At 73.5% G+C, this 9,183-nt stretch carries 5 protein-coding genes and 1 pseudogene; all 6 read right to left on the reverse strand.

All coding sequences use genetic code 11. The annotated features are described in order from the left end of the window. Positions 1-71 precede the first annotated feature (71 nt). Positions 72-2,018 (reverse strand): asparagine synthase (glutamine-hydrolyzing), encoded by a 1,947-nt coding sequence (asnB, locus tag FGF04_RS12145; protein ID WP_149511306.1) that lies wholly within the window; start codon positions 2,016-2,018, stop codon positions 72-74. Positions 2,019-2,021: 3 nt separating this feature from the next. After that, positions 2,022-3,587, reverse strand: coding sequence for a Wzz/FepE/Etk N-terminal domain-containing protein (locus FGF04_RS12150; RefSeq protein ID WP_149511307.1), 1,566 nt, complete (start codon positions 3,585-3,587; stop codon positions 2,022-2,024). Continuing rightward, positions 3,584-4,934: pseudogene (locus FGF04_RS12155) on the reverse strand (Wzz/FepE/Etk N-terminal domain-containing protein). The gene FGF04_RS12150 and the pseudogene FGF04_RS12155 overlap by 4 nt, the downstream one beginning before the upstream one ends. After that, positions 4,931-6,184, reverse strand: a complete 1,254-nt coding sequence (locus tag FGF04_RS12160; protein ID WP_149511341.1) for a glycosyltransferase family 4 protein — start codon at positions 6,182-6,184, stop codon at positions 4,931-4,933. Before FGF04_RS12160 ends, FGF04_RS12155 begins: the two are co-directional and overlap by 4 nt. Before the next feature lie 58 nt (positions 6,185-6,242). Beyond that, the gene (locus FGF04_RS12165) at positions 6,243-7,562 is read right to left on the reverse strand and encodes a nucleotide sugar dehydrogenase (RefSeq protein WP_149511308.1); all 1,320 of its coding nucleotides are present in this window, start codon (positions 7,560-7,562) and stop codon (positions 6,243-6,245) included. A gap of 73 nt (positions 7,563-7,635) precedes the next feature. Further along, positions 7,636-9,114, reverse strand: coding sequence for a sugar transferase (locus FGF04_RS12170; RefSeq protein WP_149511309.1), 1,479 nt, complete (start codon positions 9,112-9,114; stop codon positions 7,636-7,638). Between the last annotated feature and the right edge of the window lie 69 nt (positions 9,115-9,183).

The raw sequence follows: 9,183 nt of genomic DNA on the forward strand, positions 1-9,183 counted from the left end.
CCTCTTCGTCTCTACGCCGTGTCTCTGTGCCGGGTCCCTGCGCCGTGTCTCCCGGCCATGTCTTCGCGCGGTCAGGCGGCTCGGCTCCCGCCGGACCCGGTCCCGGAGCCGGACCCGGAGGTCGCCTCGCGGTACCAGTGCTCCAGGGTCAGCACGTGCCACAGGTGCTTGGAGAAGTCCCGCTGCCCGGCGGCGTCCTCGGCGACCATCCGCGCCAGCGCGTCGCGGCGCAGCAGCCCCGAGTTGACGAGCAGTCCGTCGTGCACCACCTCGCGCACCAGCGGTGCCAGGTCCCGGCTCATCCAGGCCCGCAGCGGGGCGCTGAACAGGCCCTTGGGCCGGTAGACGATCTCCCGGGGCAGGATCGAGGTGGCCGCCTCCTTGAGGACGGCCTTGCCCTGCCGTCCGACGATCTTGCGGTCGCCGGGCACGGCGAACGCCGCCCTGACCACCTCGACGTCCACGTACGGCACCCGCACCTCGGTCGACGCGGCCATGCTGGAGCGGTCGGTGTAGGCGAGGTTGAGGCCCGGCAGGAACATCCGGGCGTCGCCCAGGCACATCCGGTTGACGAAGTCGTCGAGCTCGTTGTCCCGGTAGGTGTCCGCGTGCTCGGTCAGCACGTCGTCGACCGCCGGGGCCAGGTCCGGGTCGATCAGGGCGAGCAGCTCCTGCCGGTCGTACAGGGTGTAGCTGCGCCGGAACGCGGTCTCCTCCGGCAGGTCCGCGAAGGACAGGAACCGCTTCGCGAAGCGCACCGACCGGTACCCGCGGCGGGACGTGGCGACCGGCAGCCGGTCCACGGCCGCCGACAGGCCGCGCCGCAGGGGCCGCGGGACGCGCTGGTAGCGCAGCGCCAGCAGGTTGGCCAGGTGCTTGCGGTACCCGGCGAACAGCTCGTCGGCGCCCATCCCCGAGAGCATCACCTTGACTCCGGCCTCGCGGGCGGCCCGGCAGATCAGGTAGGTGTTGATGGCGGCGGGGTCGCCGATCGGCTCGTCCAGGTGGTGGGTCATCCGCGGCAGCAGGTCGAGCACGTCCGGGGCGATCTCGATCTCGTGCAGGTCGACGCCGAACCGCTCGGCCACCTGCCGGGCGTAGCGCAGGTCGTTCGGCATCGCCTCGAACTTCGCGTCCTCGGCGCGGAACCCGATCGTGTAGGCGGAGATCCCGGGCCGGTGGCGGGCCGCCAGCGCGGTCAGCCAGCTGGAGTCGAGGCCGCCGGAGAGGAAGGTCGCCACGGGCACGTCGGAGAGCAGGTGCTGCCGGGTCGACTCCTCGACGACGGCGGCCAGGTCCGGCAGTTCGCCGCTGCGGGCCCGCTCCTGGCCCTCGGCGGCGACGTCCCGCAGGTTCCAGTACCGGCCGCGTTCGGTCCGGCCGTCGGGGTGGCGGCGCAGCCAGCTGCCCGGCGGCAGTTTCTCCGCCTCGCGGTACGCGCAGCGCGAGTCCGGCACCCAGTAGTAGAGGAGCGAGGCCACCAGGGCCGCGGGGTCCACCTCCAGCGACCCGCCGGTCACGGCGGCGAGCGCCTTGAGCTCGGAGGCGAACATCAGGCCTTGGCCGCGCCGGAGCAGGAACAGCGGCTTGATGCCGAGCTGGTCGCGGGCGAGCACCAGTTCCCCGGTGCGCTCGTCGAAGACGGCGAACGCGAACATGCCGCGCAGCCGGGGCAGGCAGTCCGTGCCCCAGCGGCGCCACGCCTCAAGGAGCACCTCGGTGTCGGAGGTGCCGCGGAAGCGCACTCCGGCGGCGGTCAGCTCGGCCCGCAGTTCGGGTGCGTTGTACAGCTCGCCGTTGTACGTCAGCACGAGGCCGTCGGACACCATCGGCTGGGCGCCGGTCTCGGACAGGTCGATGATGGACAGCCGGCGGTGCCCGAGGTGCACCTCGCCGTCGCCCGCGGAGTGGCCGTACCGGCCGGACCCGTCCGGGCCGCGGTGGGCGAGGACGTCGGTGAGCCGGTCGGTCACGGCCTTCCCGTCCGGCCAGTGGTATGTGCCTGCGATGCCACACATGGTCTACCTGGCCTCCTGGTCGCTGTCCGGGACCCGTACGGCCGGCCTCGGCGGCCGTTCCGTGCGCGGGCGGCCGTCCCCCACGGCCTGAACGGCGTGGGAGGTACCCGTACCGTTCTGCCGGGCCGCCCACTCGTAGTGGCCGCGCAGCGCGGTGCGCTGCCCGTCCCACAGCGTGCCGTCGGTCCGGTCACGCGGATCGGGATCGACCAGCACCACGCCGATCACCGGGATGCGCTGGTCGGCGAGTTGCCGTGCCACGGTGTGCAGCCAGGCGGCGCTGCCGTGCCCGGCCCGTACGACCAGCACGGTCTGGCCGCCGAGGTGGTGCAGGTCGGTCCACGCGGTGCCGGGGGCGACCGAGCCGACGCCGATCCGGCGGGTCGTGAGCGGCACGGCCGCGGCGTGCTCACCGGCGACCACGCTCACGTCGCGGGGCTTGCGGCGGCTGTCGGCGAGCCGCGGACGCGGCAGCCCGTCGACGACGGCCACCGGGCCCTCCGCCGTGAGCGCCCCGGCGACGTCCAGGGCGAGCGCGCCGGTGGTGCGCGCGCAGCCCAGCTCCAGCAGGGACACCGGTTCCGTGGAGCCGCGCACGGCGCGGGCCAGGGTCGCGGTGAGCCGTTCGTGCGCCAGGCGGGTGCGCCGGCGCCGCCACGGCCAGGACGGCCGGCGGGAGGTGGCGGACAGTTCCGCGATGACGGAGGCGCCCAGGTTCGCCGCGATCTCCCGGCGCAGGACGGGGCGGTCCGCCACCACCGTGCCGATCGCGGCCACCATGAGCCCGAGGACGAGCCCGAGGACGAGCCCGATCGCGCCGTTGGTGGCGGCGGCCTTGGGCAGGGAGTGCCGCACCGCGCGCGGGGCGTCCACGATCTGCGTACCGGCGATGATCTTGGGTGTGCCGGTGCGCGCGTCCGCGGCGCGCTGGTCGAAGTCGGCGATCCGCGAGTTGAGCAGGGCCCGGCGGGCGTAGAGCGACTCGATGCTCGCCGATGCCTGCGGGTCGCTCTCCGGCGACCGGTCGCCGATCGCCTCGTTGACCTGCGCGAGTTCGTCGCGCATGCGGTCGCGCTGGTCGAGCAGCGCCTTGGCCTCGGCCGCCGCGGTCTGCCGCATCCGCCGTACGTGGTCCGCGACGAAGGCGTCGGCCAGTGCCCCCGCGCGGGCCACCGCCTGCGCGTCGTCCTCACCCGTCACCTCGATCTGCAGCAGATTGTTGGTGAGGCCGGTGCCCCGGTAGTCCTCCATGAAGTCCTCGGGATCCTCCGGGGAGTTGAGGGACTTCAGGGCGTTGCCGGCGATCCGCGTGGTGCCCAGCAGCGCGACGTCGGTGCGGATCAGCGTGCCGGTGTCGTTGGGCTGGTCGTCCTCGTGGACGACCAGGACCTTGACCGTCGCGGTGGGCGGCGGTGGCAGCAGGACCGCGACCGCCGCTCCCAGCAGCAGTCCCAGGACCGCCAGGGAGCTCCAGAGGCGGCGGCGCCTGCGCACCGCCACCACCAGGGCGTGCAGGTCGAGGAGCGGGGTGGCCGCCGGCGGCGGTGGAGTCGTGCCCGTCGTCGTCATGCCGGACCCCCCGTCGACCGGCCGCGGGCCGCGAGGGCCGGGGCGGCGCCGTCCGCGGGAGGGGCGGTCGGGCGCGCGGGGCGCTCGCGGACCGTGCCGGCCACGACCACGCCCACGACCTCGTGCCCGGCGTCCGCGCACGCCTCGGCGACGCCGGTGAGTTCCGCGGCGGTCCAGCTGCCCGCGCCGAGGAATGGTGCCGCGGTCCGGCACCATCGGCTGGGACACCGGGACCTCGACCACCCGCAGCAGCGGGTCGCCCCCGGCCTCGGTGACGAGCTGTCCGGCGGCGCGGCGGGCGGGCCCGTCGCCGTCCGGTACGACGACCAGCAGCCGTCGCGGCGCGGGCAGCCGGTCCCGCAGGCGGGCGCACACCCGCCGGTAGCGGATCCGTCTGCCGGCCTCGTCGCCGGACAACTGCGGGTCGGGCACGTCCCAGCGGGTGTCGACGCCCAGGAGCCGGCGGATCCGGGCCCGCGCGCCACGGCCCCGCGGGCGCTGCGCGGGCGGTTCGCCGGGGACGTCGACGGTGCCCAGCAGCGCCGAGCCGAGCGCCGCGGCGATCTCCGTCTCGGTGCGCAGGCGGCGGTTCATGCGGGCGGCGGTGAGGTGACCGATGACGGTGAGCAGGAAGAACAGCAGCGCCCCGCCGACGACGAGCTGCACCCGGGTGGGCGGCGCCTCGCCGTTCGGCCGGGCCGCGGGCCCCATGACGACCATCCCGGCCACGTTGCTCGCCGGGTCGGCCTGGTCCAGTTTCTCCATGGCCTCTTCCAGCGCGGTGCGCAGGTTCGCGAGCGCGGTGCGGGCCTGCACGCTCTCCACGGTCCGCCCCGGGTCGGCCGCCTCGGCCAGGTCGGAGATGCGGCGGTTGGTCTCCTCGACCTGCTCCCGCAGTGCCTCGGGGCCCGTGGTCTGCGCGGAGTCGGTGCTGTCGCCCGCGATCCGGGCGGCGAACGTGACGAACTGCTGGGCCATCCGGTCGGAGAGCTGCTGCGCGCGCTCCGGGGTACCGGCCGTGCCGGAGATCTTGATGATGTTGCCGTCGGCGGCCCGGGCGCTCACCCGGTCCTTGAGGTCCCCGCCGCTGACGCCCCGCCAGCCGAGTGCGGCGGCCGCGCGGTCGACCACGACCGAGCTGGTCGCGATCTCCGCCTGGGTCAGCAGTTCGCGCTCCTCCCACTGCCCCGGCAGCAGTACCGACGCCGAGGCCGTGTACCTCGGCGGGAACACCACCGAGGCGCCGAGGCCGACGAGCGCGCCCACCAGGGTGAGGAGGGCGAGCAGTCGCCGGCGCCGGCGGAGGATCCGCCCGATCGTGATCAGGCGTATGGTCTCGTCGTTCAACGGTGCTGCCTCTTCCCTGTGCTTCGGGGGCCCTTCGCAGGCGCCGGGCCGCGGTCGCGGCAGGCGGCGGCGTAGGCGGCGAGCAGCGACCGCTGGGAGTTGCGCCAGGAGAGCTCCCCGCCGATCCGCTCCTGGCCGGTCCGGCCCATGCGGGCCCGCTTCTCCGGGTCGTCCAGCAGCACCGTGACGAGCTTGGCGAACTCGGCCTCGTCGTCGGCGGACGCGTAGAGGGCGGCGTCACCGGCGGAGACCCGCGCCTCCCGCAGGTCGAAGGAGACGATCGGCCGGCCCATGGCCATGTACTCCAGGACCTTGTTCATGGTCGACACGTCGTTGAGCGGGTTGCACGGGTCGGGCGACAGGCACACGTCCGCGGTGGACAGGTACCGCACCAGGTCGGCGTCCGGGATGCGGCCGGTGAACTCGACCTGATCGGAGAGCCCGAGCCGCCCGGACAGCTCCACCATCGCGTCGAAGGCGTCGCCGGAGCCGACGAACACCGCGTGCCAGTCGGTGCGTCCGAGTTCGTCGCGCAGTTTCGCCAGGGCCCGCAGGGCGTAGTCGACGCCGTCCTGGGGGCCCATGACGCCGAGGTAGCACAGCAGATGGGGCTTGCCGCGCTTCAGCTCCGGTTCGGGCGGCACCGGCCGGAAGCGGTCGGTCTGCGGCGCGCTGCGCACCACGAAGACGTCCTCGGGGCGCTTCCCGCCGCGGCGCACGGCGACGTCGCGGTAGCTCTCGTTCGTGGCGAGCACGACGTCCGCGGCCCGGTAGGTCATGCGTTCCAGCGCGCGCACGCCGCGGTAGAGCAGGTCCTCGCCGCGGCCGAAGCGCGAGAGGTACAGCTCGGGCACCAGGTCGTGCTGGTCGAAGACGAACCGCGCGCCGCGCCGCTTGAGCCACAGCGCGGGCAGGAACAGCAGGTCGGGCGGGTTGCAGGCGTGGACCACGTCGACCGGGCCGACCCTGCGGGCCAGCCGGGCCGTGTGCCACAGCGCCGAGCCGTACTCCCGCAGGTAGCCGGCCGGTCCCCCGGTGGCCGCGCGCAGCGGGTAGCGGTGGATCCGCACCCCGTCGACGACCGCCTCCGGTTCGGTGTCCCGCTTGGTCCCGCGGGGGCAGATGACGTGCACCTCCCAGCCCGCGTCGCGCAGCGTGGTGCACTCCTGCCACACCCGCCGGTCGAAGGGCACCGAGAGGTTCTCCACCAGGATCAGCGCGCGCCGGTCCGGCCGGCCGCCGCCGGCGATGCCGCCACCGGCGGCGTCGTGCGAGGTGCCGCCGGACGGTGTGCCGCCGGACGATCCGTTACCAAGCAAGGCCCATGTACCCCGGTTCGGTCCGGCGCGCCTCGGCGTCGGGAAGGTGGACGAGATCGATGAGCAGCGGTCCGCCGTCGCCGTGGGGCAGCGCCGACAGGACGGCCGGGTCCTTGGTGCCGATCAGGCACACCTCGGCGTGGTCGAGGACGTCGTCGACGGAGTCGGCGAGCAGGTGCGCGAGGTGCGGCAGCCGGTTCTCGATGTACTCGCGGTTCGCGCCGAGCAGCCGGGAGAGGCTGACGTTGGCGTCGTAGATCTTCAGGTCGTACCCCTTGCCGAAGAGACGTTCCGCCAGTTCGACGAGCGGGCTCTCGCGCAGGTCGTCGGTGCCGGGTTTGAAGGACAGCCCGAACATCCCCACCCGGCGCCTGCCGGTGCGCTCGACCAGCTCCACCGCGCGTTGCAGATGGGCGGAGTTGGAGGGCAGCACATGGGCGAGGATGGGCACCGAGACGTCGGCGCGCTGCGCCGCGTGGACCAGGCTGCGCAGGTCCTTGGGCAGGCAGGAGCCGCCGAAGGCGAAGCCGGGCCGCAGGTAGGCGGGGCTGATGTTCAGCTTGCGGTCGGCCAGGAACACATCGATCACCTGGTGCGAGTCGACCCCGAGGGCCTGGCACACCGCGCCCAGCTCGTTCGCGAAGCCGATCTTGAGGCCGTGGAAGGCGTTGTCCGCGTACTTGATCGCCTCGGCGGTCGGGACCGGCACCCGGAACACCTCGCCGGGCAGGCCCTCGTACAGCGCCGCGACCGCGTCGCCGCTGGCCCGGTCGAGTTCGCCGATGACGGTCTTGGGCGGATCGAAGAAGTCCCGCACGCTGGTGCCCTCGCGCAGGAACTCGGGGTTGACCGCGACCCCGACGTCCACCCCGGCCGTGCCGCCGACGTACTTCTCCAGGATCGGCACGAGCAGGTTCAGGCAGGTGCCCGGGAGCATGGTGGAGCGGAAGACGACGGTGTGCCGCCCGCCCCGCTCGGCCAGCGCGGCGCCGATCTGCTCGGTGACCCGCTCCAGGTAGGTGGTGCACAGGCTGCCGTTGGGCTCCGACGGCGTGCCCACGCAGACCAGCGACACCTCGCTGTTCATGACGGCCTCGCGGACGTCGTCGGTGGCGCGCAGCGCGCCGGTCCGCACGACCTCGGCGATCAGTTCGCCGATACGTTCCTCCACCACCGGGGCCTTGCCGTCGTTGACCAGGTCGACCTTGACCTGGTTGACGTCCACCCCGATGACCTCGTGTCCCATGCTGGCCAGGCACGCGGCCGACACGCAGCCCACGTAGCCGAGCCCGAAGACACTGACTCTCATGACCCGTCCCTCCCCCCGGGCAGGCCACGGCGGCCCGCCGTCCGTGCGCCGCCGAGGCGGCGCTTCCCCCACATCAGTAGGCCCCGTGGCCGTAGAGCACCGCGCGCAGCGTCTTCCACAAGATCACCGTGTCCAGGGCGAGCGACCAGTCCTCCACGTACCGCAGGTCGAGGCGGACCGCCTCCTCCCACGGCAGGTCGCTGCGTCCGCTGATCTGCCACAGGCCGGTGAGGCCTGGCTTGACCAGCAGCCGCCGCCGGATGTCCGGGCCGTAGGCGGCGGACTCCTCCGGCAGCGGGGGGCGCGGGCCGACGAGCGACATCGACCCGGTCAGTACGTTGAAGAGCTGCGGGAGTTCGTCCAGGGAGTAGCGGCGCAGCACCGCTCCCACCCGGGTCACCCGCGGGTCGCGGCGGAGCTTGAACAGCAGCCCCGCGCCCTCGTTGCGGCCGGCGAGCGCGGCGCGGGCCCGGTCGGCCCCGGCGACCATGGTGCGGAACTTGAAGATGGTGAACTCGCGGCCGTCCTTGCCGACCCGGCGCTGCCGGTAGAGGGCGCCGCCCCGGCTGTCCAGCAGCACGAGCAGCCCGACCAGCACCATCAGCGGCGCGAGGAGCAGCAGCAGGACCGCCGCGCCCAGCCGGTCGACGACCCCCTTGACCACCCGGCGGCCGCCGGTGAAGGCCGGCATGCTGACCCGCAGCAGCGGGATGCCGAGCACCGCGTCGACGTGCAGCCGCGGGCCGGCCACCTCCATCAGCACGGGGGCTACGACCATCTCGGCGTCGCTGCCTTCGAGGTTCCAGGCCAGCCGCTGCAGCCGGTCCGGTGACCAGTGCGGGTCCGGGGTGATCGCGACGACCCGGTAGCCGTCGCGGCGGACGTGGCCCGCGACGTCCGACAGCCGGCCGACGACCGGCACACCGTCCAGGTGGTCGCCGTCGGGCCCGAGTCCGTCCGTCGTGCAGACCGCGTCCACCCGCCAGCCGAGGTGCGGGAACTTGCGGGAGCGGGCGATCAGGTCGCGCACGGTGTCCGGGCTCCCGGCCGCGAGCACCGGTCTGAGGCACCGTCCCTCGATGCGCTGCCTGTGCAGCCGCAGACGCAGCAGGTACCGCGCGATCATGGTGAGGATCGCGATCGCGGGAATCGCGACGAAGATCCAGAGCTTGATGTTGCGCGAGGTCAGGGCGATCCCGCCGAGTGCCAGCACGACGGCCGCCGCGAAGAGCGAGCGGCCGAGCCGGCGGAACTCCTCGGCGCCCTGGCCCAGTACGGCCGGGGCCCAGGCGCGGCTCACCGCGAGCGCTCCCAGCACCAGCAGTTCGGTGCCGAAGGCCAGGATCACCCATTTCTCATGCCAGTTGGCCGCGTCCCGGGCTCCGAAGAAGTTGCCGATCGACGCCACCACGAAAGCGGTGGTCAGGGTGTCGGTGATGATCACCGTGCGTCTGTAGCGCTGCTCCCAGTCGATCGTGGCCCGGCTGATCGTTCTGCTGGCCAGACCTCCGCGCGCAGACGGAAAAGGGTCGACTAATTCCCCCCGTTGCACAGAACCCCCCAGGTCCCCAGTGATTCGACGTCTTCGCCCAACACTGTTCCTCCCCCTTCGGGAGACCCC

Source organism: Streptomyces apricus, assembly GCF_008369065.1.
Classification (GTDB): Bacteria; Actinomycetota; Actinomycetes; order Streptomycetales; family Streptomycetaceae; genus Streptomyces; species Streptomyces apricus.

Bases quoted from the DNA above. Each gene is read 5' to 3' on its own strand.
- FGF04_RS12150 (WP_149511307.1), bottom strand. From the start codon at position 3,587: ATGACGACGACGGGCACGACTCCACCGCCGCCGGCGGCCACCCCGCTC.
- FGF04_RS12165 (WP_149511308.1), bottom strand. From the start codon at position 7,562: ATGAGAGTCAGTGTCTTCGGGCTCGGCTACGTGGGCTGCGTGTCGGCC.
- asnB (WP_149511306.1), bottom strand. From the start codon at position 2,018: ATGTGTGGCATCGCAGGCACATACCACTGGCCGGACGGGAAGGCCGTG.